33 protein-coding genes are annotated in these 25,408 nt (G+C 43.5%); 31 read left to right on the top strand and 2 right to left on the bottom strand.

What is annotated here, in order from left to right:
- Nucleotides 1–19: 19 nt before the first annotated feature.
- The 8 genes from U2P91_RS00405 to U2P91_RS00370 all read left to right on the top strand — a co-directional run bounded on the left by U2P91_RS00405 (nucleotide 20) and on the right by U2P91_RS00370 (nucleotide 6,694).
- Nucleotides 20–778 (top strand): phage antirepressor KilAC domain-containing protein, encoded by a 759-nt coding sequence (locus U2P91_RS00405; protein ID WP_322518707.1) that lies wholly within the window; start codon nucleotides 20–22, stop codon nucleotides 776–778.
- A 3-nt stretch (nucleotides 779–781) separates the two neighbouring features.
- Nucleotides 782–1,222: a DUF4406 domain-containing protein gene (locus U2P91_RS00400; RefSeq protein WP_322518706.1), complete on the top strand. Its 441-nt coding sequence runs from the start codon at nucleotides 782–784 to the stop codon at nucleotides 1,220–1,222.
- Complete coding sequence (locus U2P91_RS00395; RefSeq protein ID WP_322518705.1) at nucleotides 1,215–3,470, top strand: phage/plasmid primase, P4 family; 2,256 nt, start codon at nucleotides 1,215–1,217, stop codon at nucleotides 3,468–3,470. The genes U2P91_RS00400 and U2P91_RS00395 overlap by 8 nt, the downstream gene beginning before the upstream one ends.
- Nucleotides 3,471–3,611: 141 nt before the next feature.
- On the top strand, nucleotides 3,612–3,893 hold the full coding sequence (locus U2P91_RS00390; protein WP_322518704.1) for a VRR-NUC domain-containing protein: 282 nt from the start codon (nucleotides 3,612–3,614) through the stop codon (nucleotides 3,891–3,893).
- Nucleotides 3,874–5,220 (top strand): DEAD/DEAH box helicase, encoded by a 1,347-nt coding sequence (locus U2P91_RS00385; RefSeq protein ID WP_322518703.1) that lies wholly within the window; start codon nucleotides 3,874–3,876, stop codon nucleotides 5,218–5,220. The genes U2P91_RS00390 and U2P91_RS00385 overlap by 20 nt, the downstream gene beginning before the upstream one ends.
- Nucleotides 5,217–5,708 carry a hypothetical protein gene (locus tag U2P91_RS00380; protein ID WP_322518702.1) on the top strand — a complete coding sequence of 164 codons (492 nt, stop codon included), beginning with the start codon at nucleotides 5,217–5,219 and terminating at the stop codon, nucleotides 5,706–5,708. Before U2P91_RS00385 ends, U2P91_RS00380 begins: the two co-directional genes overlap by 4 nt.
- 8 nt (nucleotides 5,709–5,716) lie before the next feature.
- Entirely contained in the window at nucleotides 5,717–6,085 is a 369-nt protein-coding gene (locus tag U2P91_RS00375; RefSeq protein WP_322518701.1) for a type II toxin-antitoxin system PemK/MazF family toxin, read from the top strand.
- 255 nt (nucleotides 6,086–6,340) lie between these two features.
- Nucleotides 6,341–6,694 carry an HNH endonuclease signature motif containing protein gene (locus U2P91_RS00370; RefSeq protein WP_322518937.1) on the top strand — a complete coding sequence of 118 codons (354 nt, stop codon included), beginning with the start codon at nucleotides 6,341–6,343 and terminating at the stop codon, nucleotides 6,692–6,694.
- Nucleotides 6,695–6,698: 4 nt separating this feature from the next.
- On the opposite strand, the gene U2P91_RS00365 is transcribed toward U2P91_RS00370, so the two are convergent.
- Nucleotides 6,699–7,013 carry a type II toxin-antitoxin system RelE/ParE family toxin gene (locus U2P91_RS00365; protein WP_322518700.1) on the bottom strand — a complete coding sequence of 105 codons (315 nt, stop codon included), beginning with the start codon at nucleotides 7,011–7,013 and terminating at the stop codon, nucleotides 6,699–6,701.
- Nucleotides 7,000–7,272, bottom strand: coding sequence for a type II toxin-antitoxin system prevent-host-death family antitoxin (locus tag U2P91_RS00360; RefSeq protein WP_322518699.1), 273 nt, complete (start codon nucleotides 7,270–7,272; stop codon nucleotides 7,000–7,002). The genes U2P91_RS00365 and U2P91_RS00360 overlap by 14 nt, the downstream gene beginning before the upstream one ends.
- A 298-nt stretch (nucleotides 7,273–7,570) precedes the next feature.
- On the opposite strand from U2P91_RS00360, the gene U2P91_RS00355 reads away from it, so the two are divergent.
- The 23 genes from U2P91_RS00355 (at nucleotide 7,571) to U2P91_RS00245 (ending at nucleotide 25,019) form a co-directional block, all read left to right on the top strand.
- The gene (locus U2P91_RS00355) at nucleotides 7,571–8,113 is read left to right on the top strand and encodes a hypothetical protein (RefSeq protein ID WP_322518698.1); all 543 of its coding nucleotides are present in this window, start codon (nucleotides 7,571–7,573) and stop codon (nucleotides 8,111–8,113) included.
- A gap of 100 nt (nucleotides 8,114–8,213) precedes the next feature.
- Complete coding sequence (locus U2P91_RS00350; protein ID WP_322518697.1) at nucleotides 8,214–8,756, top strand: P27 family phage terminase small subunit; 543 nt, start codon at nucleotides 8,214–8,216, stop codon at nucleotides 8,754–8,756.
- A gap of 17 nt (nucleotides 8,757–8,773) precedes the next feature.
- Nucleotides 8,774–10,012: a site-specific DNA-methyltransferase gene (locus U2P91_RS00345; protein ID WP_322518696.1), complete on the top strand. Its 1,239-nt coding sequence runs from the start codon at nucleotides 8,774–8,776 to the stop codon at nucleotides 10,010–10,012.
- 91 nt (nucleotides 10,013–10,103) lie between these two features.
- A complete protein-coding gene (locus U2P91_RS00340) occupies nucleotides 10,104–10,415 on the top strand; it encodes a hypothetical protein (RefSeq protein WP_322518695.1) in 312 nt (103 codons plus the stop codon).
- 200 nt (nucleotides 10,416–10,615) lie between these two features.
- A protein-coding gene (locus tag U2P91_RS00335; protein ID WP_296560871.1) for an IS3 family transposase occupies nucleotides 10,616–11,712 on the top strand; the annotation gives its coding sequence in 2 pieces (ribosomal slippage) (nucleotides 10,616–10,850 and nucleotides 10,850–11,712; 1,098 coding nt in all).
- 82 nt (nucleotides 11,713–11,794) lie between these two features.
- Entirely contained in the window at nucleotides 11,795–11,998 is a 204-nt protein-coding gene (locus U2P91_RS00330) for a hypothetical protein (protein WP_322518694.1), read from the top strand.
- Nucleotides 11,995–12,234 (top strand): DUF4314 domain-containing protein, encoded by a 240-nt coding sequence (locus U2P91_RS00325; protein ID WP_322518693.1) that lies wholly within the window; start codon nucleotides 11,995–11,997, stop codon nucleotides 12,232–12,234. The genes U2P91_RS00330 and U2P91_RS00325 overlap by 4 nt, the downstream gene beginning before the upstream one ends.
- Nucleotides 12,231–12,953: a virulence protein gene (locus tag U2P91_RS00320; RefSeq protein WP_322518692.1), complete on the top strand. Its 723-nt coding sequence runs from the start codon at nucleotides 12,231–12,233 to the stop codon at nucleotides 12,951–12,953. Before U2P91_RS00325 ends, U2P91_RS00320 begins: the two co-directional genes overlap by 4 nt.
- Nucleotides 12,954–13,053: 100 nt before the next feature.
- Nucleotides 13,054–13,953, top strand: a complete 900-nt coding sequence (locus U2P91_RS00315; RefSeq protein ID WP_322518691.1) for an amidoligase family protein — start codon at nucleotides 13,054–13,056, stop codon at nucleotides 13,951–13,953.
- Nucleotides 13,954–13,990: 37 nt separating this feature from the next.
- Nucleotides 13,991–14,440: a gamma-glutamylcyclotransferase family protein gene (locus U2P91_RS00310; RefSeq protein WP_322518690.1), complete on the top strand. Its 450-nt coding sequence runs from the start codon at nucleotides 13,991–13,993 to the stop codon at nucleotides 14,438–14,440.
- A gap of 118 nt (nucleotides 14,441–14,558) precedes the next feature.
- Nucleotides 14,559–15,530, top strand: coding sequence for an N-acetylmuramoyl-L-alanine amidase (locus U2P91_RS00305; protein WP_322518689.1), 972 nt, complete (start codon nucleotides 14,559–14,561; stop codon nucleotides 15,528–15,530).
- 35 nt (nucleotides 15,531–15,565) lie between these two features.
- Nucleotides 15,566–18,199, top strand: a complete 2,634-nt coding sequence (locus tag U2P91_RS00300) for a terminase TerL endonuclease subunit (RefSeq protein WP_322518688.1) — start codon at nucleotides 15,566–15,568, stop codon at nucleotides 18,197–18,199.
- 84 nt (nucleotides 18,200–18,283) lie between these two features.
- Nucleotides 18,284–19,177: a hypothetical protein gene (locus U2P91_RS00295; RefSeq protein ID WP_322518687.1), complete on the top strand. Its 894-nt coding sequence runs from the start codon at nucleotides 18,284–18,286 to the stop codon at nucleotides 19,175–19,177.
- A gap of 68 nt (nucleotides 19,178–19,245) precedes the next feature.
- Complete coding sequence (locus U2P91_RS00290; RefSeq protein ID WP_322518686.1) at nucleotides 19,246–20,499, top strand: phage portal protein; 1,254 nt, start codon at nucleotides 19,246–19,248, stop codon at nucleotides 20,497–20,499.
- On the top strand, nucleotides 20,474–21,160 hold the full coding sequence (locus U2P91_RS00285) for a head maturation protease, ClpP-related (protein WP_070372620.1): 687 nt from the start codon (nucleotides 20,474–20,476) through the stop codon (nucleotides 21,158–21,160). Before U2P91_RS00290 ends, U2P91_RS00285 begins: the two co-directional genes overlap by 26 nt.
- Nucleotides 21,161–21,175: 15 nt before the next feature.
- A complete protein-coding gene (locus U2P91_RS00280; RefSeq protein WP_322518685.1) occupies nucleotides 21,176–22,372 on the top strand; it encodes a phage major capsid protein in 1,197 nt (398 codons plus the stop codon).
- An 8-nt stretch (nucleotides 22,373–22,380) separates the two neighbouring features.
- A complete protein-coding gene (locus U2P91_RS00275) occupies nucleotides 22,381–22,593 on the top strand; it encodes a Head fiber protein (protein ID WP_070372618.1) in 213 nt (70 codons plus the stop codon).
- Nucleotides 22,594–22,630: 37 nt separating this feature from the next.
- Entirely contained in the window at nucleotides 22,631–22,942 is a 312-nt protein-coding gene (locus U2P91_RS00270; RefSeq protein WP_070372617.1) for a head-tail connector protein, read from the top strand.
- 2 nt (nucleotides 22,943–22,944) lie between these two features.
- Nucleotides 22,945–23,277 (top strand): head-tail adaptor protein, encoded by a 333-nt coding sequence (locus U2P91_RS00265; protein WP_322518684.1) that lies wholly within the window; start codon nucleotides 22,945–22,947, stop codon nucleotides 23,275–23,277.
- On the top strand, nucleotides 23,270–23,701 hold the full coding sequence (locus U2P91_RS00260) for an HK97 gp10 family phage protein (protein ID WP_322518683.1): 432 nt from the start codon (nucleotides 23,270–23,272) through the stop codon (nucleotides 23,699–23,701). Before U2P91_RS00265 ends, U2P91_RS00260 begins: the two co-directional genes overlap by 8 nt.
- On the top strand, nucleotides 23,698–24,042 hold the full coding sequence (locus U2P91_RS00255) for a hypothetical protein (protein WP_322518682.1): 345 nt from the start codon (nucleotides 23,698–23,700) through the stop codon (nucleotides 24,040–24,042). Before U2P91_RS00260 ends, U2P91_RS00255 begins: the two co-directional genes overlap by 4 nt.
- Nucleotides 24,043–24,618: a major tail protein gene (locus tag U2P91_RS00250; protein ID WP_070372613.1), complete on the top strand. Its 576-nt coding sequence runs from the start codon at nucleotides 24,043–24,045 to the stop codon at nucleotides 24,616–24,618.
- Entirely contained in the window at nucleotides 24,618–25,019 is a 402-nt protein-coding gene (locus U2P91_RS00245) for a hypothetical protein (RefSeq protein ID WP_322518936.1), read from the top strand. The genes U2P91_RS00250 and U2P91_RS00245 overlap by 1 nt, the downstream gene beginning before the upstream one ends.
- The last annotated feature ends 389 nt before the right edge of the window (nucleotides 25,020–25,408 follow it).

Raw genomic sequence — 25,408 nt, 5'->3', positions numbered from 1 at the left:
TTTCAGGAGGTAATTCGTAGTGAACGAATTAATCAACATCAATTTTGACAGTGAACGTCCGACGGTGAATGGACGAGAATTACACGCGGCTTTAGGAATCAGCACAAAGTATGCAGATTGGTTTCCAAGAATGTGTGAATATGGTTTCTCAGAGGATATCGACTATTTCTCAAAAATGAGAAATAGGTCTGATGGACTTCCAGGCAAACGATCAATACATCATCAATTGACGATTGCGATGGCAAAAGAACTTTGTATGCTTCAACGTTCTGAAATTGGCAGAGAATTTCGGCAGTATTTCATCAAAATCGAAGAAGCGTGGAATTCTCCGGAATCAGTAATGGCGAGAGCCTTGCAGTTTGCAAATAATCAGCTTGTCTTAATGAAAAATCAGAATACTGAGTTGGTAGGGACGATTGCAATACAGAATCAGCAAATTGCTGAAATGAAGCCAAAGGTATCCTACTATGATGTAGTACTTAACTGTAAAGATCTTGTCGCTATTTCGATTATTTCAAAGGATTATGGCTGGAGTCCGAATCGGATGAACATTTACCTGCATGAAAAAGGTGTGCAGTACAAACAGGGGAAAATCTGGTTACTCTATCAACAATACGCCCAAAAAGGATACACCAGCACAAAGACCTTTAGTACTTCCGGTAAGGATGGCAAACAGCATAACCATGTTCACACTTACTGGACACAGGCCGGAAGATTATTTATTTACGATTTGCTGAAATCAGAAAGCATTGTTCCTTTAATTGAACAGGAGGGATGATTGATGGAGATTAAAAAGTTAAACCATGAAAGAAATAATGGCTTGGTTTCAGATGTAGAGATTTCCAATATTAATTGCGTGGAGATTGCAGCCGATCTGAAGGCTGTCTACCGCCCTTTAGTGTATGTTTGTAGTCCCTATGCTGGTGATATTTCAAACAACGTCAAGAATGCATGTAAATATAGTCGCTTTACATTTGAACAAAGCGGGATTCCAATAACGACCCATCTTTTGTATCCACAGTTTATGGATGATACCAATCCGGAAGAATGTGAAATGGCGAAGCATTTTAATTATGTACTTCTTGGAAAATGTCAAGAGTTATGGGTGTTTGGTGGAGTCATTACGAAAAGGATGGCCCATGAAATTGGTATTGCAAAAAAACGAAGAATGAAAATAAGGTGGTTCAACTGGGAAATGAAGGAGGTTGAAGCTTATGATTAAATTTACTTTGTATACGGCAGATTGCGTTGGAAACAGCGCAAACTGCCTGTATCCCAATAAAGCGTTAATTGTCGATAAAGAGTCTTTTCTAGAAGCAATCAAAAATGATCATGTGACGGCAAGATACAAAAATAATTACCGGAGTGCAGATAATTTTGAAGAAGCTGATAATATTCCATTTGATTGCGATAATGATCACTCAGACAATCCAAAAGATTGGGTGACGCCTCTTGATGTCGCACTGTCTATGCCAAATGTAGCATTCGTGGCGTCTTACAGCAGAAATAATATGAAACAAAAAGGTGCTAAATCGCCGCGACCGAGATTTCATATATTTTTTGCTATTCCACCTATGACGGATTCAGTAGCATACGTAGCTCTTAAAAAAAGAATTACAACTTTTTTTCCATTCTTTGATAAAAAAGCCCTCGACAGTGCACGATTTCTTTTCGGTAACGATTCAAAAGAAGTGGAATTTTATGCAGGTGATAAGAATATTGTAGATTTTCTTGAGGTAGAGGATTTTGCTGAATTTGACGCTCAAATGGAAACAGTAGAGGAAGGGCAGAGAAACAGCACCATGAGCCATATTGCAGGGAAACTCATCAAGCGATATGGCAATAACGACGAAGCCTATGAGTTGTTTATAAAACAAGCTGAAAAATGTAATCCACCATTACCTGAAGGTGAGTTAAAAGTGATCTGGAACAGCGCAGTAAAATTTGGAGGTAAGGTATTTTCCCAGGAGGGGTATATTTCCCCAGAAAAATATAACGCGGATTATAAATTGAAACCTGATGATTTTTCTGACGTCGGTCAGGCAATTGTTCTGGCAAAAGAATATAAAGAGGTTCTTCGTTATTCTCCTGCAACGGATTATATTGTCTATAATGATAGTTTTTGGGAAGAATCAAAACCAAAATCTCAGGGCATATCGCAGAATTTAACAGAACGTCAGCTCGGTGAGGCTGAAGTTGAAATGAAAAAAGCGATGGATGAGCTGGTGAAAAATGGTGGCATGGAAATTCTGGCATCAGTTGGACCCAAAAAAGCTGAGCAGATGTTTAATAAACAGCAAGCACATGCCTTTGATTTGTATCAAGCAGCATTTGATTATAAGAAATATGCCATCAAACGTCGGGATTCAAAGTACATTGGCGCAACATTAAAAGAGGCGAGGCCAATGCTTGAAGTTGAACAGTGCAATCTTGATTCGGATGAATTTTTATTAAATACACCAACATATACTTTCGATCTTCGAATAGGCGTAAATTTCCCATTGGAGCACAACCCTGAAAACTTCATTACAAAACAGACTACCGTTGATCCGGATTTTAATGGGAGTGATATTTGGCAGTCTGCACTTGATACCTTTTTTCTAACTGATAAAGATCTTATTGAATATGTACAGAGAATGGTCGGTCTCTCTGCAATTGGAAAGGTGTACGTTGAAGCATTAATAATTGCATACGGTGATGGGCGAAACGGAAAATCTACATTCTGGAATGCTATTTCTAGAGTACTTGGAACATATAGTGGGAATATTTCTGCCGATATGCTTACTGTTGGTTGTCGTAGAAATGTGAAACCCGAACTTGCGGAGGCAAAAGGAAAAAGAATGCTGATTGCCGCGGAGCTGGAAGAAGGGATGAGACTGAATACATCTAATGTCAAGCAGCTTTGTTCGACCGATGAAATTTATGCAGAGAAAAAATATAAAGATCCATTCAGTTATATTCCTTCACATACACTCGTTCTGTATACCAATCACCTGCCAAAGGTTGGGGCAATCGATAAAGGAATTTGGCGACGATTGATTGTAATTCCGTTTGACGCAAAGATTGAAGGCAGTGTGGATATCAAAAATTATGCGGATTATTTGTATGAAAATGCGGGGGGAGCGATCCTTGCTTGGGTTATTGAAGGCGCAATGAAAGTAATTGACGATGAGTACAAAGTTGCACCACCCCAAAAAGTCCGTGATGCCATCGAACATTATAAAGATGCTAATGATTGGTTGTCGCATTTTTTAATGGAGTGTTGTGATGTTGATGATTCATACACTGAAAAATCGGGCGAGGTCTATAATGCATATCGTACTTTCTGTATGCAGGTAGGGGAGTTTATCAGGAGTACAGCTGATTTCTATACTGCTTTGGAATCGGCTGAATTTGAACGATTCAGAAACACGAAAGGCAGATATATCAAGGGTTTAAGACTCAAAACGGAATTTTTTCCAGCCGATTGATTCTGTCTTTATGACACTTTATGACAGTTTTTTACTACTCTTTTTATAAGAAGAAAAAAATAACTACCTATATATAAAGTATATAGATACATGGCATAAGGTGTCATACACGTGAAATTATACCTGATGGAGGTGCAAAAAATGAGAGAAAAAGAAGTAGAACAAAAACTTGTAAAAATAGTTAAGTCGGTAGGTGGTTGCTGCATAAAGTTTATATCCCCCGGGATGAATGGAGTACCAGACAGACTGGTGCTTCTTCCAGAAAAGAAAATGGCTTTCGTGGAAATAAAAGCACCAGGTGAAAAACTAAGACCTTTGCAAATAAAAAGAATGAAACAATTGTCTGCACTTGGCTTCATATGTTTTGTGCTCGACAACGAAGAGGAAATTGGGGTGATTCTGAATGAAATACAAACCTCATAATTATCAGGTGTATGCAAAAGACTTTATTCTTGAACATCCGGCTTGTTGCCTTATGTTAGATATGGGGCTTGGCAAGACGATCATTACTTTATCCGCACTCTGGGTTTTATCACTGGATACCTTTGAATCTGGGAAAATTCTGGTAATCGCACCGAAGCGTGTGGCTGAAGATACCTGGCCAAAAGAACTAACGAAATGGGAGCATTTGACCGGTCTTACCTATTCATTGGTTCTAGGTAGCAAGACTCAAAGGGAAGAAGCATTAAGAAAAAGAGCTATGATCTATATTATCAATCGGGAAAATGTTAAATGGTTAGTTGACAACCATGAATGGGATTTTGATACCTTAGTCATTGATGAACTCTCCAGCTTTAAATCCAATCAAGCCCAACGGTTCAAAGCGTTAAAAAAAGTTAGGCCAAAAGTAAAACGAATCATCGGTTTAACCGGGACACCAGCCCCGAACTCACTCTTGGATCTTTGGTCCCAATTGTATTTGATCGATATGGGAAAAAGATTGGGCCGATTTATCGGTGGTTACCGGGAACGCTTTTTTATGCCAGATCGCCGCAATCGCGAAATCATCTACTCTTACAAGCCCAGAGATGGTGCTGAAGCAGCCATTTATGATCTGATCTCAGATGTTTGCATCTCCATGAAGGCCGTTGATTTCCTTGATATGCCAGAAAAAATCTCCAACGTGATTGAGGTTTCGATGAGTGAAAAAGAAAAGAAGCAATACGGCCAGTTGCAAAAGGAGATGGTCCTTACCCTGGAATCTGGTGAAGTGGATGCGATGAATGCAGCGGGTTTATCAAACAAGCTTTTGCAGATGGCCAACGGTGCGGTTTATGGTGATGAGCATAAAGTTCATTACGTGCACGATAAAAAACTGGATGCCTTGGAAGACTTAATCGAAGCTGCTAATGGCAAACCATTGTTGGTCGCCTATTGGTACAAGCATGACCTTTCTCGAATCAGCGAACGCTTCAGTACCCGATGCATCGATTCAGCAAAAGATATAGAAGATTGGAATGCTGGGAAAATATCAGTGGCTTTGATCCATCCGGCATCCGCCGGTCATGGTTTGAATTTACAGGATGGTGGGTCCACGATTATTTGGTTTGGACTCACCTGGTCATTAGAACTATATCTTCAACTTAATTCCAGGCTCTGGCGCCAAGGACAGAAAAATACTGTTGTGATCCAGCATCTGGTTACCAAAGGAACCCACGACGAAGATGTGATAAAGGCTTTGGAAAATAAGGATATCCAGCAGGCATCGCTGATTGAGGCGGTGAAAGCCAGAATTGAGTGTGAACCATGAGTAAAAGAATTGAGAAAATAATGAAAGAATATCCGCAGCGAACCTTAGAATTGAGATGCCTGAAAAACCAGATCAAGACATTTACAGGTATCTCAGACAAAGAATTCATTGAAACTATGCAGTTTGCGAAGCCTGAAGGGGAAAGGGTGCAAACCAGTAATATATCTGATAAAACAGCTGGAATTGCGCTCTCCTATGAAAACAAAATGAATCGCATAAATGATGGCTGGTACAGACATTTGATCAGAAAACACGACTCATTGCAGGAGGAATTAAATTTTTTTGAATTATCCATGCAATCGCTAAGTGGCAGACTACCCGAAATAATCACTGACATGATCATAAATGATCTGACATGGGATGAGATTGCTGATAAATATGATATCAGTCGGAACATGATTGCTAAACATCGTAAAAAAGCCATTTGCGAATTAGAAGAATTATATAACCTTCGTGATCAGCAACTGGCTGATTATATGTTAAGTTGAGGGTGGTCATGGATTGTAAAAGAGGAGACATTTATTCTGTTGATTTTGGTCATGATCCGAAGAGCAAGAAACAGTGTGGGATTCGACCAGTAATTGTTGTTAGTAATAATAAAGCCAATACCCATTCACCGGTGATTACAATTGTGCCACTGACCTCAAGAACAAGTAAAAAACGTTTTCAACCAACCCATGTTTTTATTCAAGCATCGGTTGAAAGCGGTTTAAGATTAAACAGCGTGGCACTTGCTGAGCAGGTCGAAGCGATTGATAAAGAAAAACTCATGTGTAAGATCGGCCAGATTACCGATGATCACGTGATGGAGAAAATAACCAAAGCTATTCAGATCCAGATCGGCGTTTTTGAACAGTATAATTAAACTTGCAGTCAGAAAAAATCTGGCTGTTTTTTTATTATTTGAACACCTTAACGCTAAATGGTTTACTAAAGGTGTACTAAGAGTGTACTAAGAGTGTACTAATGGTGTACTGCTTTTTCATTTTAGATGTGGTAATATTATAATTGCCAAAATAGAATAAATTGTCAAAACAAATAAAAACATATATGAAATGATTGATGCCTTTACAGGAAAACCTGTGAGGGCTTTTTTAATGCTGGAAATGAGGTGAGAGATATTCCAAAGAAACCCCTACGGCCGTGCTCACACCAAGCATGTCCAAATCTAACATCTGAACGGTACTGTGACGAGCATGCCAAGCAAGAAGCAAAACGCTATGAAAAGTATCAGCGTGATCCGGAGACCCGGAAACGCTACGGATGGGCATGGAAACGCATCCGCGATCGTTACATCAAAGCCCACCCGCTTTGTGAGATGTGTCAGGAGAGTGGCAAGTTGACCCCGGCTCAGGAAGTTCATCACATTAAACCTCTGTCTATGGGCGGGAATCATGATGAAGAAAACCTCATGGCCCTGTGCAGTAGCTGCCACTCCACCATTACCGCTCGTGAAGGTGGCCGGTGGAAATGAACGGCTACAAGATGCGAAGCCAATCACGACGGGCGTAAAGGATTCGTTCAACGTTGACAACTTTGGATTGTTCATCGATGGTAAAGAAAGCGACATAGTTCTTAATCAAGAGTTTTCGGTACCCCATTGAAGCCAGCCGGTCATCACGAACTGCCGGACATTTCTGCGGCATTTCGGATAACCCAAGCAGTGCTTCTTCAATCGTGTCCATCATATTCATGGCCGTCATTGGCGATGACAATTGTGAAGATATGTACAGGATAATATCACGAAGGTCGTGTTCGGCTGGCTCTGAGACCTCAATGCTATACGTTGCCATTGGTTATCTCTTGTCGCAGGTCCTTCATGACATCAGCCAGTGGACGTTTTTTTCCGGCTTTGATGGCGGCACGACCTTCATCAAGAGCACGATAAAGTTCAACCTTGCCGTTTAACATTTCGTATGCCTCGATGCTCATGACAGCCAAGTCCCCCTGACCATTCTTAGTGATGAAGATGGGTTCTTCGTGTTCGTGACAGAATTTAGAGATTTCATTGTAATTATTTCTTAGATCCGTACTGGATTTAATATTAGGCATTTGATTGTCCCCCTTTGTTAATCTAAAGATATTATACCAGAATATCTTTAGATTAACAATAAAAATAGCCGGTGGGGGTAGTCAAATCGCTAAAACGTGTTGCAAATGCAACGGGTAGGGGGCAACGCGTTAAAAGTCGCGATTTCAAGAGGTCGTATAGGGAAGCATAACTGCTCAGAAAAAGTAATTAGAAAAAATCACATCTCAGTTGCATGAAATAGTTGCTCTTTTAATCCAATGCCGTTATGATAGAAATAAAAGAAACGCCCATAATTCTGATAGAAAATTGAGGATGAAAATGGATAATGCTAGATTTGAAAAAGCAATTTCAGATTTACAGCAGGGGTTGGCAAAGTATCAAAAAATCATGAGAAGGTTTCATGAAGTTAATGTAAAAGAAGATGAAGAATTTCAAAATGACTATAAAAAGTTCTATGGCTTTAGACATCCGAACGTTAAGGATTTTTCTAATGGCTTTTTTAATCTGCTTGAGGATAATAAAAACAAAGCTCTTGAATATCCTGATGTATTAAAGTATCTTGAAACCTTTGGACGACTAGAAGCTTCTTTTGCCAGTAAACTAATAGCGACAATCGATCCAAATAAACCAATAATAGACCAGTATGTTTTGAAGAATATTGGACTGAAATTACCGTACACATATGCGAAGGACCGATTTAATAAAACCGTGAAGTTGTATGACGATGTTTCTGATTGGTACTCGACGTATTTAAAAACAGATGATGCAAAAAAAATGATTCAATGTTTCGATCAAGTCTATCCTAATGCAGAAATCACAAAAATAAAAAAAATCGATTTGATCTTGTGGCAAACACGGTAGGAGCTGATATATCTATAAGCAAAATTCTATCAAAGCAACTGCAAATTATGTGGTTGTTTTTTTATTGTAAAAAATGATTAAAGAAAGGACGGTGTGTTTTATGGCCAACGGTCACGGCGGTTCCCGAGTCGGAGCCGGAAAAAAGAAGAAAGCTCTTGTTGATAAACTGATGGATGGTAACCCCGGTAAACGTAAGCTGACGGTATTGGAATTTTCTGACACCGCCAAGCTGGAAGGTCAGGACATGCCCCCGCCAAAAGACTATCTCAGCGCCACACAGAAAAACGGCAAACCGCTGATGGCAGCGGATGTTTATGAAATCACCTGGCAATGGCTGGCCGAACGGGGTTGTGCTCAACATGTCTCAACACAACTCATCGAGCAGTATGCCATGGCGGTATCCCGATGGATTCAGTGTGAAGAATCAATTACTGAGTTTGGCTTTCTGGCCAAACACCCTACCACAGGCAATGCAATCCCATCACCCTTTGTGGCCATGTCCCAAAGCTTTATGAAATTGTCAAATAACCTTTGGTATCAGATATACCAGGTAGTCAAAGAGAACTGCGCCCAGGAATTTAAAGGCAGCAATCCCCACGATGACGTGATGGAACGGCTGCTGACGGCCCGGCGCGGCGAATAGAATTAGGAGGAATCTGATTGGAAATTCAAAAGATACCCGTAAAGAAAATTAAACACGCTAAATACAATCCCCGGAAAAACCTTAAGCCCGGCGATGCCGAGTATGAGAAACTCAAGCGCTCGATTAAAGAGTTTGGCTACGTGGAACCAGTCATCTGGAACCAGCGCACCGGCAACATCGTCGGTGGTCATCAGCGGTTTAAGGTACTGACCCAGCTGGGCGAAAAAGAAGTGGATTGCGTTATAGTGAATATGAATGAAGAAAAAGAGAAATCATTGAATATTGCTCTAAATAAGGTCTCCGGAGATTGGGATATGCCGCTGTTAACGGATCTGCTAAAGGATCTTGATGATAGCGGCTTTGATCTTTCCCTGACCGGTTTTGATCTGGCAGAAATCAATGAGCTCTTTGGTGAACCCGATGCCCAGGAGGATGACTTTGATCCGGACCAGGCTTTGGATGAGATCACCACCCCGATGACCCAAACCGGCGATGTCTGGCTGTTGGGAAAACACCGGTTGATCTGTGGTGATTCCACCCTCAAAGACGATATGGATACTCTGATGGATGGTCAGCTGGCTGATCTCATTTTAACCGACCCGCCTTATAACGTCGATTATCAGGGTGGCACCAAAGAAAAACTTAAAATTCAAAATGACAAACTCAGTGACGCTTCTTTCCTGGCGTTTCTAACCGCCGCTTTTGAGCGGATGTTTGAACAGTCGAAAAAAGGTGCCCCGATCTATGTTTTCCATGCCGACAGTGAAGGCTACAACTTCCGGACCGCCTTTAAAGAAGCTGGCTATGTGTTGCGGCAATGCCTGGTCTGGGTGAAGAACTCCCTGGTCATGGGGCGCCAAGATTACCAATGGCAGCATGAACCGATCCTCTATGGTTGGAAGGATGGCGCTGGCCACGCCTGGTATGGCGATCGAAAGCAAACCACCCTGGTGCGGTTTGACAAGCCCCTGCGAAACGGCGAGCACCCCACCATGAAGCCGGTGGGACTCTGTGGCTATTTCATCGGCAACTCCAGCAAAGAAGGCGACATTGTGTTGGATTCTTTCGGCGGTAGCGGCAGCACCCTGATTGCCTGCGAGCAGATGGGCCGGGTCTGTTATACCTCGGAACTGGATCCCAAATACTGCGATGTGATTGTTAAGCGTTACGCTGAAACAACTGGTTCAAACGACGGGATTTCAGTTATTCGTAACGGTAAAACAAGTGGTTATTCTGAGCTTTCGGCTAAAGAATAAATACACATAAACACGAAGAATTCATTAAATAACACTTGCTATTATGTTGCTTTAGAGTGATATATGTACTAACAAAAAAGGAGGTGCTTTTATGAAAGCAATATTTGCAAGGAAGTTAATGAACATGGAAGAACTTAGGGAGGTCACAGAAAGCGCTAAAAAAGAAGGCAGCGTTGGAACCGAATACACGGTCATCCGAGAAGTTGGATTAAGCGATTTAGAATTTGAAAAGCTGGGCCAGGATTTGTTAGAAGACCAACCCTGGATTAAAGAATCGGATGGCGGCAACGACAAAGACGGAAAAATAAGGTGCATAAGGGTTCAGAACTTAGCAACAAACGAACGCATTTTGATAAACAGCGAAGGATACGATTACCCCCGCTACACAGCGATCGAAAATTAAAAAAGCAAAAAGCGAGTTTGGCAAGACCAGGAACTCGCTTTTTTAATTGGTTCTCAAAGCTCAAAATATACACCCTTCGATAATGATATTATCTTTGTCAAATACTACTTGCTAATTAGCACCTTGGATAGGTTATACTAAATAAGACAGTTTTTATTCGGACATGTTATAATAAAAAAATATAGAAACGAGGAAATAACATGTCACAGTATACCGATGAATTTAAAAAGCAAATCGTTAATCTTTATAATAATGAGAAGTCGCCTTCTGAGATTATGAAAGAATACAAAATTGCAAGGTCAACCTTACACAAGTGGGTAAAAGATTATAATGGTACTCAATCATTTAAGGCCAAGGATAATCGAAGTCTTGAAGAAATTGAACTTCTAGCACTCAAAAAAGAACTGACTCAATTACGAATGGAAAATGATATTTTAAAGCAGGCAGCACTGATAATGGGACGAAGATAGCGATTATTAAGGCAAATCGTGACAAGTACAGTATCAGTGCAATGTGCCAATTTTTACAGATAGCCAGAAGTACCTATTACAATGAAAGCAGCCCTAAATCTCACTGCTGTGCAAATGAGAATCTCATTATTTCAATTTTCAGAAAGAGCCGTAATAATTATGGCACCCGGAAGATTAAAATAGAATTAGCTAAAAAAGGGCATCAACTTTCAAGACGCAAAATCGGTAAAATTATGAAGAAATACGCCCTGGTATCGAAGTATACAGTCAAGCATTTTAAAGTTCATAAAGCGACTTGCAATGAAGAAAAAACAGCCAATCTTGTCGCTCGAAAATTTGATGAACGTCCATTATTAGAAGTCGTCGTCAGCGATTTAACTTATGTTAATGTGAACGGCAAGTGGCAGTATATTTGCATTCTTCTTGATATTTTCAACCGTGAAATTATTGGTTATGCTGCGGGCAAAAACAAAGATGCGACACTCGTTTATAAAGCCTTTTCCACTGTTAAGTCAAATCTGGCTGAGATTGCTATTTTTCATACTGATCGTGGGAATGAATTCAAAAATAAACTGATTGACGAACTGCTGAGCACTTTTAATATTCAACGATCATTAAGCAAAAAAGGATGCCCTTATGATAATGCCGTAGCCGAAGCCACATTTAAAATTATCAAAACAGAATTTGTGTTTAACGAAACTTTCAGCGACCTGGCAACATTGGAATATCAATTATTTGACTATGTCCATTGGTTTAATAATGATCGGATTCATGGCTCATTGGGCTATCTTTCACCAGTCGATTATAAGTGTATGATGTCCGCGTAATTTTTGTCCAAAAAAGGGTTGCCTATCCACCTTTTGAGTGATATATGGACACAACAAAACTACATTTAAAGGAGAAAAAATCATGAAAAAAGGTACATTGCTCGTTTCAGGAAATAAAACCTACCAGATTGTTGGACTCAACGGTAGAGACTTGGTCCTTGTGGAGACAAGCGGGAATTATGACCAAGTGCTAATCTACGGCCCCCAAGAACTGTGGTTACTGATCGAAGAAAATCGCTTTGAACTGGTTGTCGAAGGTAAAAAGAAAAGTAGTGGCAAGAAATGAAACCTCAAAATTTAACAGCTGTCAAAAAAGGTGATCGGGTTAGACTGATTTACATGTATGATCCCTACTCGACTCTGCCTAAAGGGGCAACTGGTACCGTGGACTGTATTGACGACATCGGCACCATTCACGTTTCATGGGACTGTGGTAGTCGCCTTGGGTTAATCGCTGGGGTGGATCGTTGGGTGATGATTGAAAACAGCAGCAAAAATGAAAAGCAAGGTGAAAGACCATGACGATGCAATACCAATTTACAGACTGTGATCGAAAAGCCATGGTGACTGCCATCGGTGAAATCCTTGAGATTCAGCCCGTCTACCAAGGAGTACCATCCTTTGCCTACACCATTGGCGGCTTTGAGGTGGATAAGCAAGGGACCCTGATTGTTGCTGAAGCGACTCCCGAAACGGTGGTTGATACCTTACTGGAAAGCCTGAAGTTGAGAGGATTCACTTTTGAACAAGAAGCAAGCCACACAGAACCCGAAACAGAACCCGAAACAGAAACCGAAAACCAAATCCAAACAGAAACCAAAAACGAGGACATCCTCACCATTGAAATGCCCAAGGAAGGCTTCACTGATAAAGCTGTGACCAACCTTGAAAACCTGTTAAAAGGCAAAGGTGAGCTGATTAAAAAAGCCCTTGGCGTTGAAGACCTACCGGTTGAGATGTCCGAGGGCTGCATTTCCTTCCCCTGGTTTAAAGCCGATGCTGATCCCGAAGCCATCCAGGCCTACACCCAGTTCATTGCCGCCATTTGTGAAATGGCCAAAACGCAAAAGCGCATCTCGGCTACAGTAAAGACCGTCAACAATGAAAAGTATGCCTTCCGGTGTTTCCTGCTGCGGCTTGGCTTTATCGGCGATGACTACAAAATCACCCGCAAGATTTTGCTATCGAAGCTGTCAGGCAGTGCGGCCTTTAAAAGTGGAAAAAAGACAGACGCTGAGTAATTCTTTTGTGTTTATTGCGAATTGACTTGCTATTAATGTCGTTTAGAGTGATATATGTACATGCAAACGGAACAAATACACTTTAAAGGAGTACGAAACGATGTTAACAGCAAACTTCGGAATTGAAATTGAGTTCACCGGGATTACCAGAGAAAAGGCTGCTGCGATTGCTGCCAGCTTCCTAAACGGAACCTACGCAGAAGGCGGGACCTACTACGACACCAAAAAGGTCACCGCCCCGGATGGCCGGGTCTGGAAGTTCATGAGCGATGGCAGCATCAATTGCCAACGCAAATCACAGGGTCGCAGGGTCGCCGCTGGCAGAGACTACAGCGTCGAGCTGGTCAGCCCGATCCTTTCCTACCGGGAGGACATTGCTACCCTGCAGGAGCTAGTGCGGCTGCTCAGACGCGCCGGAGCCTTTACCAACAGCTCCTGCGGCATCCACATCCATCTGGATGGCAAAGACCACTCACCCCGCAGCATTAAAAACTTCATCAACATCATCGCCAGCAAGAACGACCTTTTTTACAAAGCCCTGGAGATTGCGCCTCAGCGAATGATCTACTGCAAAAAGATGGACAGCATCTTGATTGAAAAACTGAAAAAGCAGAAGCCAACCACCATGGCTGAACTTGAAGATATCTGGTATGACGGCTACAACGACAGCCGCCGGACTCACTACCACAACAGCCGCTACCATTTCCTGAACCTGCACAGCTTTTTTACCGGCCACCACACGGTCGAGTTACGAGGCTTCAACAGCATTCTCCACGCCGGAAAAATCAGAAGCTACATTGTTTTGGCCCTGGCCATCAACAACCAGGCCTTAACCCAAAAATGCGCTTCTGCCAAGAAGCCCCAGGTTGAAAATGAAAAGTTTGCCATGCGCACCTACTTAAACCGCATCGGCTTTATTGGCAGCGAGTATGCCAACTGCCGCGAGCATTTAACCACGGCCCTTACCGGCTCGGCAGCATGGCGGTACGGGGTGGCATGAGCTGCCCCTGGTTCAAAAGGAAAGAAGGAGAATGCCCATGAAGACTAAACTGTATCTGGCCTATGGCTCAAACTTGAATCTGGCCCAAATGGCCAAACGTTGCCCCACGGCTCGGGTTGTCGAAACACTCACTCTCGATGGCTACCAACTGCTGTTTAAAGGCCCCCACGATGGCGCGGTGGCCACCATCAAACCCCAACAAGGCAGCCGGGTGCCAGTGCTGGTCTGGGAAATCACCCCGGTAGATGAAGCTGCCCTGGACCACTACGAAGGCTGGCCGATTCTTTATCGAAAAGAAACCCTCACCATCCCCATCGGCAAGCGGCTTAGCAAAGCCATGTTTTACCTGATGAACGAGAACCGACCCTTGGGGTTACCAAGCTGTTACTACTACAGCATCATTCTGGAAGGCTACAAAGCCGCCGGGTTTGATGTTGGCATCCTTAGGCAGGCGGTCAGTGATTCAACCGAAGCCGCGATTGGATAAAAGTCACTAAAAAGAAGATGAAAATTTAAAAACTTATCAAAGCATCTCTTGCGGGGTGCTTTTTTGCTGGCCATTTTTGCATCGAAATCTGCCAATGGCCAGCAAGGAAAGGATTATTATGTATCTTGAGATAGGAACCATGGGCACTGATGTGGCCCAATTACAAGAGGATTTAAATTTCTGTGCTTATGACGCCGGACCGGTTGATGGTGACTTTGGAAGCCAAACCCAGGAAGCTGTACTGGCCTTGCAAGCCTATCATGGTCTGGAGCCGGATGGTATTTATGGCAATCTCACCGATGCTGCCTTAATGGGAGAAATCAAGACCATTCAGGAAGCCTTGACAAAGAACGGCTACTGCATAGCTGTCGATGGCGCTATTGGCTCAGAAACTCTGGCAGCTACCACTGGTTTTCAGAAAAAGAACGGGTTGTCTGTCGACGGGATTGTTGGCAATGCAACGCTGAAAGCACTGGGTATTGAGATACCACCGGCGGCTAACCAGACCGGAACGACTGAAACTCCGTCAATCGTTAAACCTTTACCAGCCGGAAACGGCAATGGCCAGCTGGTGTGCATCAACCCCGGTCACGGTGGATCCGATCCCGGAGCTTGCGGCAACCTGCAGGAAAAGGACATGAACCTGGTGGTGAGTATGAGACTGGGCCAACTACTTAAGGAACGCGGTTTCAGCGTCGCTTATACACGAACCGATGACCGCTGGATGGCTTTAAGTGACCGTCCGGCCATTGCCAATGAAAGCAATGCCGATATTTTTGTCAGCATCCATCACAACGGATCAGCCAATCCGGAATCCAGCGGTACCCTGGTCATTTGTTATCCCGGGAGTACCAACGGTTTAAGACTGGCACAGCTGGTGCTCTATGGGATGTGCAATTGTATGGGTTTAGCTAACCGGGGGATTATCCAGCGTGATGATTCCGATGTCACTTACTCCAACATGCCAGCCATTATCACCGAAGGGCTGTTTGCTACTTCCCCCAGCGACTGTCATTTCTTTAATAATGGCGGTGCTGAACTGGAAGCCCAGGGCATTCTGGAAGGAATCCTGGCCTATTTTAACAGTTAAAAACAGCACCAGTTCTCAGAAAGGAGCGGACGGCCATGCGCTATCTGGAAAATTATCAACCAACCCCATTTAAACAAAAGACGTCCATCTTTGATCAAAACCGTGCCGATCTGGCGGTTTCATTTATCAATTGCCTCAAACATACCAAAGGCCAATGGCATGGCCAGCCCTTTGAACTGATCGACTGGCAGGAGCAGATCATCCGGGATGTGTTTGGAATCCTAAAGCCAAACCAGGCCCGGCAGTTTAACACCGCCTACATCGAGATCGCTAAGAAGCAGGGGAAGCAGTTGGCGCTTGATACGATTATTCCAACGCCAAACGGTTATACAACAATGGGCGATATTGCCGTTGGTGATACTGTTTTCGATGAGAAGGGCCAGCTTTGCCGTGTTGTTGCAAAAAGTAAGATCGATTTTTCCGAACAAGCTTATCGTATTACATTTAAAGATGGTGAAGTTATTGAAGCAGGGGAAAACCATCAATGGGTAGGGGAATACACTTATGGCAAACGCAAGAAGCGGATGATGACAACCGGTGAAATTTTTCGCATGCCCAAAGATAAAGGGTGTACTCGTTTTAGAATTCCGGTTGCCGATTGCATCAAAAACGACACGGCTGACTTGCCAATAGAGCCATATTTGATGGGTTATTGGCTTGGTAACGGCAATGCCGTCAAACCTGAAATCACGATAAAAACCGAAGACGTCGCCGGTGTGCTAAAGCATATCATCCTCTTTTACGAAGTCGTCAGTACGTGGAAAAATGTCGGTGATAGTCTGGTTTTTCGGATACCCGCACTCAGGCCAATACTATTAAAAAGCTATCACGAAAAGGTAATACCGATTGATTATTTACGTTCTTCGAAAGAGCAACGAATACGATTGCTTTGGGGACTGATGGATTCCGATGGTTCGATCAATGTTAAAGGCCAGGCTATTTATACATCAACCGAAAAAGCCTTATCAGAAAGCGTCAGCGAGTTGTTATGGAGTTTGGGAATTAAAAACGCGATCACTGTTGCACCCTCAACGCAAAGAAAAGAATGGAGCCAAAAAAGCAAAGAATGTGGCAGAATTGCCACGGGAGAAACCCTGTACTATGTAAAATTTACCGCTTTTAGTGACATTTCAATCAGTGGATTGTATCGGAAACAAACCAGATCTGTAAAGCGAAACCCTGAAACACGAAGCCACTACCGCTATATTGATACAATTGAGCCCATAACCAATAAGGGAATGCAGTGCATACAAGTGGATAGCCCGTCTCATCAATACTTAGTGGGGCACTCTTTTTTGCCAACTCATAACAGCGAGTTAGCAGCCGCAGTGGCACTGCTCTTAACCTGTGGAGATTATGAGCACGGGGGAGAGATTTACGGCTGTGCTTCTGACAGACAACAGGCCTCGATTGTGTTTGATGTGGCGGTGGATATGGTGGACCAATGCCCAGCCCTTAAATCCCGAATTAAACCAATCTTATCCCAGAAGCGACTGGTCTATAAACCGCTGGGTAGCTTCTACCAGGTATTGTCTGCGGAAGCATATACCAAGCATGGACTTAACGTCCACGGCGTTGTCTTTGACGAATTGCATGCCCAACCCAATCGAAACCTCTATGATGTTATGCTTCACGGTTCCGGGGATGCCCGAAAGCAACCCCTTTATTTTTTAATCACCACTGCCGGAACCGATCGTCACTCCATTTGTTGGGAGGTCCATCAGAAAGCCGAGGATATCCTGGCTGGACGGAAGATTGATCAGACCTTTTATCCGGTTATCTATGGTGCTGAAGAAAACGAGGATTGGACCGATCCCAAGATTTGGCAGAAAGCCAATCCTTCCATGGGCATCACCGTTGACATCGAAAAGATCCAGGTCGCCTGTGAAAACGCCAAGGAAAACCCTGCTGAAGAGAACCTTTTCCGGCAATTGCGGCTCAACCAATGGGTTAAACAATCCGTTCGATGGATGCCGATGGAAAAGTGGGATCAGTGCGATCAAACGATCGACCCGGATGAGCTGCTTGGTCGAGAATGCTATGGTGGCCTCGATCTTTCCAGTTCGATTGACATTACAGCCTTTGTGATGGTCTTTCCACCAAAGTTTGATGATGAAAAGTATGTCATTATGCCTTTTTTCTGGATTCCCGAAGAAAACATCGAACAGCGAGTCCGACGGGATCATGTCCCTTACGACGTCTGGGAAAAGCAAGGCCACATGCAGACCACCGAAGGAAATGTGGTTCATTATGGTTTTATCGAAAGCTTTATTGACGAATTGGGCGCCAAGTATAATATCCGAGAAATCGCCTTTGACCGCTGGGGTGCTGTTCAAATGGTGCAAAACCTGGAAGGGTTAGGCTTTACCGTTGTCCCTTTCGGGCAAGGTTTCAAGGATATGTCGCCACCAACCAAAGAGCTGATGAAGCTGACGCTGGAGGAGAAAATAGCTCATGGCGGCCATCCGGTGCTCAGATGGATGATGGACAACATCTTTGTCCGGACAGACCCGGCTGGAAATATCAAACCGGATAAGGAGAAATCCACCGAGCGGATTGATGGGGCCGTGGCCACTATTATGGCGCTCGATCGGGCAATTCGCTGCGGTGGGAATATGGGTGGGAGTGTCTATGATGAAAGGGGGATATTGTCCTTTAGTTATTTCTAAATAATGTAAATTACAAATTTGCAATTATGCATTTACAAATAATAATATGTGCTATATAATAAATCAAAAAGGAGGATTTACGATATGGCAAAACTTGAACTGATTATCCCCGATAGTTTATATGAACAATTTCAGATTGCTCTTACCCTAAACAAAAATAGTTTGGATGAAGTAGGTGAACAGATTATTACTGCATATGTAAGTGATAGCTTTATGCAAGCAGCTAAAAATCTGTCAGCTAATACCACTCCTAAACCCGTCACCCCGGTTATACATTACGACCAAAATTATGCCAAAGCGAATCGAAAGATTCCAGCTTGGGTACATCGTCCGAAGCAAAACAATCATAGAATCATCAAAGCATTTTTGCAGATTGAAAGCGAAAAAGGGGTTGTGCTTCTAGATGAGTTGGTCAAGAGGTGTTCTAACAAAGTCGAATACCCGGAAACTTATGTCACTGACTTTAGAGGTAATTTTGCTCAAATGAAAACTGATTCAAGCAACTCACACGGCAAAGTCTTTATTACTAATGGTGATATCGTTGAAATTTGGAGTGAAGTTTATGAAAGCGTTGATCGTTATCGATATGAGTTTTTAAATTCTGTAGAGGAGGATAACATGAGAAAAACTATCACAGATGAGATGGTAATAAGTTCTTATGAAATTGCAAAGAAGGTCTATGAAGGAAAAATTGGCAGAACCGAAGGGAAATTGGAGATTGCGCAAAAAACTGGAATGAATGAGGGATCAGCTGGCGATTTCATTACCAACTTCATGGCAATGATTGATGGTCAAAAGTACACAAGGACACTTAATACTTTTGCCACAAGATTCTATCTTGAGAGTATCAAAAAAGATTACGGTGAAGCTGTTTTCAAAAATGCTATACGTGCGGTTACTGAGCACGTAAAATATTATAACGCATTAGGCCATGGAAATCTCAACAGTATTCAAGCAGTTATTGATGACCTAATATAGATTAGAGAAATATTAAAATGCATCTCACTCGAGGTGCTTTTTTTACGCCCGTTTTTAAGGAGGAACCCATGAGTCGATTAAGAGACATATTCCATTCCCGCGACAAACCCAAAAACTATCTTGATAATAACCCCTTCAGTTTTTTCTTCGGTGGCACCACCGCCGGGAAAACGGTCAATGAACGAACGGCAATGCAGACAACGGCAGTCTATTCCTGCGTGCGGATCCTGGCCGAAACCATTGCCAGTCTGCCGCTTCACACCTATGCGTACACCGAAAATGGCAAAGAAAAAGCCGAAGAGCATTCTTTATATCAGCTCCTCCATCATGAACCCAATCCGGAGATGACTTCTTTTGTGTTTCGTGAAACACTGATGAGTCATCTTTTGCTTTGGGGGAATGCTTATGCCCAGGTTATTCGGGATGGCCGAGGACAGGTGTTGGCGCTATATCCCTTAATGCCAGACAAAATGACGGTGGATCGGGCTTCAAATGGAGAGCTTTTCTACAAATATCAGAGCGATAAAGGCGAAGTGGTGATGCGCAAAGAAATGGTGCTGCACATCCCGGGCCTTGGTTTTGATGGCTTAATTGGTTATTCACCGATTGCAATGGCCAAAAATGCTATCGGGATGGCGATTGCTACCGAAGAGTATGGCTCCAAGTTTTTTAGCAACGGCGCCAATCCCGGTGGTGTGCTCGAACATCCCGGCGTAGTTAAAGATCCCAAACGGGTCCGGGAAAGTTGGAATGCTGTTTATCAAGGCAGCAGCAACGCACATCGGATTGCCGTTTTAGAAGAAGGGATGCGTTTCACTTCCATCGGTATTCCTCCGGAACAGGCCCAGTTTCTGGAAACCCGGAAATTTCAGATCAACGAAATCGCCCGGATTTTCAGGATCCCACCCCATATGATTGGAGATCTGGAGAAGTCCAGCTTTTCAAACATTGAACAACAGTCATTGGAATTTGTCAAATATACCCTGGATCCCTGGGTGATTCGCTGGGAGCAATCGATGCAAAAGGCCCTGCTTAGTGATAGTGAAAAATCCCAATACTTTATCCGCTTTTCGGTGGATGGTCTGCTGCGTGGTGACTATGCTTCCCGAATGGCCGGGTATGCCACTGGCAGGCAAAACGGCTGGCTTTGCGCTAATGATATCCGGGAACTGGAAAACTTAAACCGTATCCCTGAAGAACTGGGTGGAGATTTATTTTTGATAAATGGCGCAATGACAAAACTTCAAGATGCTGGCGCCTTTGCAAATATCAACACGAATGAAAGTGAGGAAACGAATGAAGAAATTTTGGAATTGGATTAAGAACGAAGATGGTTCACGAACCCTTTATCTCAACGGGGCAATTGCGGAGGAAAGCTGGTTCGGTGACGAAATAACCCCCAAGCAGTTTAAATCAGAACTTGTCTCCGGTGAAGGCGACATTGATATCTGGATTAACAGTCCCGGTGGCGATTGTATTGCGGCCAGTCAAATTTATAACATGCTGATGGACTATAAAGGAAACGTCACGGTCAAGATTGATGGGATTGCGGCCAGTGCTGCCTCTGTCATTGCCATGGCCGGAACAACGGTCAAAGTCTCACCGACAAGTTTGATGATGATTCACAACCCCTTGACGGTGGCGATTGGCGACAGCACGGAAATGAAAAAAGCCATTCAAATGCTCGATGAAGTGAAGGAAAGCATTATCAATGCCTATGAGCTTAAAACCGGACAACCCCGGGCGAAACTGTCAAAGCTGATGGATGGTGAGACATGGCTTAATGCCAATAAAGCGTTGGAACTTGGTTTTGCCGATGAGATGCTCTTCGATGAGCGAGAAACTTGCGATGGTGCCCAGAACTACAGCTTTTCCCGGCAGGCGGTGACCAACTCCCTGCTGGATAAGCTAATCCCTAAGCCAACAACCCCTGTAGGAATACCGGTCGACGTGTTTGAGACACGATTAAATTTGATTAAATAAGTGGAGGAAACGACTATGAAAAGAATTTTAGAATTACGTGAAAAACGGGCCAAAGTCTGGGAAGATGCAAAAAAATTCCTGGATGAAAAAAGAAATCAGGATGGTTTGCTTGCAGCTGTCGATATTGAAGTCTACGAAAAAATGGAAACCGATGTGGTAAATCTGGGAAAAGAGATTGATCGCCTGGAGCGTCAGCAGACCCTGGATCTGGAGTTTTCAAAACCGATCAATACTCCGATTACCGGAAAACCTGATGGGATGACCGAGTCCAAAAGCGGTCGGGGCAGTGATGAGTATGCCGATTCCTTCTGGAACGCCATGCGCAACAAGTCCCTAAGCTTTGAAATCACCAATGCGCTGCAAATCGGCAGCGACAGCGAAGGTGGCTATCTGGTCCCCGATGAGTTTGAGCGCACCCTGGTGGAAGGCTTGGAAGAAGAAAATATCTTTAGAATCCTGGCTAAGGTTATTACCACGGCTAGCGGCGATCGTAAAATTCCCGTGGTGGCTACGAAAGGATCAGCATCTTGGATAGAAGAAGAAGGGGCAGCTCAGGAGAGTGATGATTCTTTTGGACAGGTTTCAATCAGTGCTTACAAACTGGGAACCCTGCTTAAAGTATCTGAAGAACTATTAAATGATTCCATCTTTAACCTGGAAGCCTATATTGCAAAGGAGTTTGCCCGTCGAATCGGAGCTAAAGAGGAAGAAGCGTTTTTTATCGGTGATGGTGTCGGTAAACCAACCGGGATCTTTAATACCACCGGCGGCGCCCAGGATGGGATTACCACAGCCAGTGCTACAGCCATTACGGTAGATGAGATCATGGATCTCTATTATTCTCTTAAATCCCCGTATCGAAAAAACGCTACCTTTGTTCTTAACGATGCCACCGTCAAAGCTATCCGGAAATTAAAAGATGGCAATGGGAACTACATCTGGCAACCATCCATTACCGCTGGAACACCCGATACAATTCTCAATAGTCCGGTTAAAACATCTTCCTATGTTCCAACGATTGCGGCCGGGGCAAAAACTGTTGCTTTTGGAGATTTTAGTTATTACTGGATAGCTGATCGTCAGGGTCGTTCTTTTAAACGCTTAAACGAACTCTATGCCACAACCGGTCAGGTAGGTTTTATGGCCACTCAGCGGGTTGATGGCAAGCTGATCCTGCCAGAAGCCATTAAGACCCTGAAACAAAAAGCGTAGGTAGGACTGTGAGTTATACGACAAAGAATTATACAACTGAGGGCGGCGATAAAACGGTCATTGGCGGCACCCTTGATATTAAAGAGGGTGCTATTTTGTTGGGCCTACCCCAAGCTGGATATCAAGCCGATAGTGCTGCGACAACTGTACCAGGGCTGGTTGCGGATTTTAATTCACTGCTGGCAAAGCTTAAAGCAGCGGGTTTAATGAAGTCAGAATAATCAATCAAAAACATACCAATGAAATGAGGTGGCAGTGATGCAGACGCTCCTGGAAAAAGTCAAAGCCAATCTGATTCTCGAGCATGACCAAGACGATGAGCTCTTACAAAATCTAATCTTTACTGCCACATCTTATGCGGAAAGCTATCAAAAAAAAGAAGATGGTTTTTATTTAAAGCATGATATGCACCCCACCACCGAACAGGCAGTGATTATGCTGTCATCCCATTTCTATGAAAGCCGGGATGGCAGCACCGGGGGCTTTTTTGCCGACAATGTTCAGGCCAGCAATCAGGTCTGGACGGTGGTCAATCGGCTTCTGCAAATGAATAAGGATTTTAAGGTGTGATCATGAGTTTTGGAAAAATGAATACCACGATCGATCTGATCACTACCCAACCGGTTAAAGATACTGAAGGGTTTATAAGCACCGGCGATACCATCATCGCTTCAGTACGAGCCTATAAAGAGGATCGCCATGGCAATGAAAGCTGGAAAAACAGAGCGATTTTTACCAATGCCTCGGCACTTTTTAGATTTAGAGCCATTCCCGGCATTGTTGTTAAAACCAACATGGTAATCGTCTGTGATACCGGACGCTACAACATCGTTTCAGTTGAGGATGTGAAAGGTCGAGGGATGTACACCGAAGTGCTCTGTGAAAGGATGGAAACCAGTGGCTAAAATTACGATCAAAATGCCGGACGATTTTCTGCTCAAAATTTCAACCCTTGCTGAAAAGTCCGATGACATCATTCCCAGAGTTTTGGAAGCAGGTGGCGATGTGGTCCTTGAAAAAGTCAAAAGCAATCTCAGCGCTGTCATTGGTAGCGAAACCAAACTTAAGAGTCGCTCCACCGGCGAGCTGGAAGCGGCCTTGGGGATATCCCCGGTGAAAAAAGACAGTGCTGGTAATTACAATCTCAAGATCGGTTTCTCCGAACCCCGCTCCGGTGGCGAAAGCAATGCCAAGATTGCCAATATTCTGGAATACGGCAAAAGCGGCCAACTGCCGAAACCGTTTCTCAAACCAGCCCGGGCCAAGTCCCGGAAGGCTTGTATTGAAGCGATGAAGAATAAACTGGAAAGCGAGATTGAAAGTCTATGAACAGCTTAATCGAACTCAATCAGATCATTAGCGGACTCAATGTTTTGGTGGAAACTGGGAAATTTTCTGAAGAACCATCATACGAGTATATGGTGGTGACCCCGCTGACAGATACATTTGCACTCTACGGCGACGATCTGCCCCTGCGAACGGTTGAGGAGGTGCGGATTTCGATCTTTTGTAAGAATAATTACATTGCTTTAAAAAACAGACTCATTAAAAGTCTGCTCAATTCAGGCTTTGTCATTACCGATCGGCGCTATGTCGGTCATGAGGATGACACCGGCTATTATCATTATGCCATCGATGTGGCAAAAGACTATGAAGTGGAGGAAGTATAAATGGCACAAATAGGACTTAAATATCTCATCTGTTCAAAACTGACAGAAACCGAAACCGACACCAGCTACGCAGAAGGCCGAATCATGGCCTACGCGATCAAAGCTGATATGAATATCGAAGTCAATGAAGGGGTGCTGCGCGGCGATGACCGGATCATTGAAAATGTCAAAGAATTCAAATCCGGAAAGCTCACCCTCAATGGCGACCATTTGGACTATGAAACTCGGGCATTGATTCTTGGGCATACCCTGACCACTATTGATCCTGGAACCAATAAGAAAATGACGGCTAAAGGCTCGGACGATGGGGCGTTCGTGGGGGTCGGCTTTTATGCCACCAGCATTAAGAATAACATCCGCGGTTTTCGAGCGATCTGGCTCACCAAGGTAAAGTTCGGCGTCCCATCTGAAAGCATGGAAACCCGTGGTGAAGCCATCAACTTCCAGACCCCGACCATTGAAGGCACCATCCTAACCGATGTGCTGGATGTCTGGAAAGAAGAAGCCACCTTCCCAACCGAAGCAGAAGCTAAGACCTGGTTAAATACCATGGCCAGTATTGGAGGTACACCATGATGATGGATACTGATCGAATGGCCGTCGTTGCAATCGGTGGCGTGGAGTATCCGCTGATTTTTACCACCAAAGCCACCAAGGAAATTGCCAAGCGTTATGGCGGTCTCGCCAACCTGGGTGAAACCTTAATGAAGAATGAAAACTTTGAAATGGCTCTGGACGAGGTAACTTGGCTGATTGCCCTGCTGGCCAACCAAAGCATCCTGATTCATAATCTTCAGAATGAAGAAAAGAAACCCCTACTCACCGAAGAAGCCGTCGAGCTTTTAACGACCCCGATGGAACTGGCAGATTATAAAAATGCCATCACCGAAGCCATGATGCGTGGCACCAAGCGTCATGTCGAAAGTGAGGAGAATACCTCTGATGGTGAACCCCTAAAAAACGTGAGAGTCGAGTAGATGATGAAGCATTGTTTACTCGACTTTTATATTATGGAACGGTTCATTTAAATCGGTCAGAAGAACAGGTCTGGCTCATGCCCTTAGGCCTACTGCTTGATCTTTGGACTTGTCATAAGCAGTTTCTGGGGATGGAGAAACCGAAACGGGAATGGACGATTGATGATCTTATTCCATAAAAAGCGCATCAGAATATTTATAAATTTACTTAAAAAAACTTAAGCATTCTGATGATACTAATATTTTACGTTTTCGTTGCATTTTAGATGTAAAATAAAAAGCAGATCCAAACAACCCCATGAAATGGCCATTTTTTAAAAAAAATTGTACAAATCACAACTCAATCACACACCAGTTACTTCCAATTACAATCCAATACTATGACTTGA

Origin of the sequence: Acetobacterium sp. K1/6, assembly GCF_034438075.1 — a bacterium.
GTDB lineage: Bacteria > Bacillota > Clostridia > Eubacteriales > Eubacteriaceae > Acetobacterium > Acetobacterium carbinolicum.
Note: the sequence above shows the minus strand (reverse complement) of the source record. Positions and strands in the feature narration are given on the sequence as shown.